Genomic DNA, 280 nt, shown 5'->3' on the forward strand with positions numbered 1-280 from the left:
GACATCCGGCGAGGCGGACCGGCCGACCGGCTCCGCCCCGCCCGTCGCGAAGGCGGACGGGGCCGTCACCGGGTGAAGCGGAAGCCCACCGGCCCGGTCGGCGCGGTCGCGCTGCCCGCCGGACCGCTCCTCCCCGGTGATCGCCAGGCCGGCGACATCCGGCGAGGCGGACCGGCCGACCGGCTCCGCCCCGCCCGTCGCGAAGGCGGACGGGGCCGTCACCGGGTGAAGCGGAAGCCCACCGGCCCGGTCGGCGCGGTCGCGCTGCCCGCCGGACCGC

Annotated in this window: 1 protein-coding gene; it reads right to left on the reverse strand. The window is 81.4% G+C overall.

Going from position 1 to position 280, the window contains the following annotated elements; all coding sequences use genetic code 11:
* Nucleotides 1-222, reverse strand: a 222-nt coding sequence (locus DMH08_RS42260; protein WP_233618092.1) for a hypothetical protein, incomplete at its 3' end; no start/stop codon positions are given.
* Between the last annotated feature and the right edge of the window lie 58 nt (nt 223-280).

The organism is Actinomadura sp. WAC 06369 (assembly GCF_003947565.1).
Lineage (GTDB): Bacteria > Actinomycetota > Actinomycetes > Streptosporangiales > Streptosporangiaceae > Spirillospora > Spirillospora rifamycini.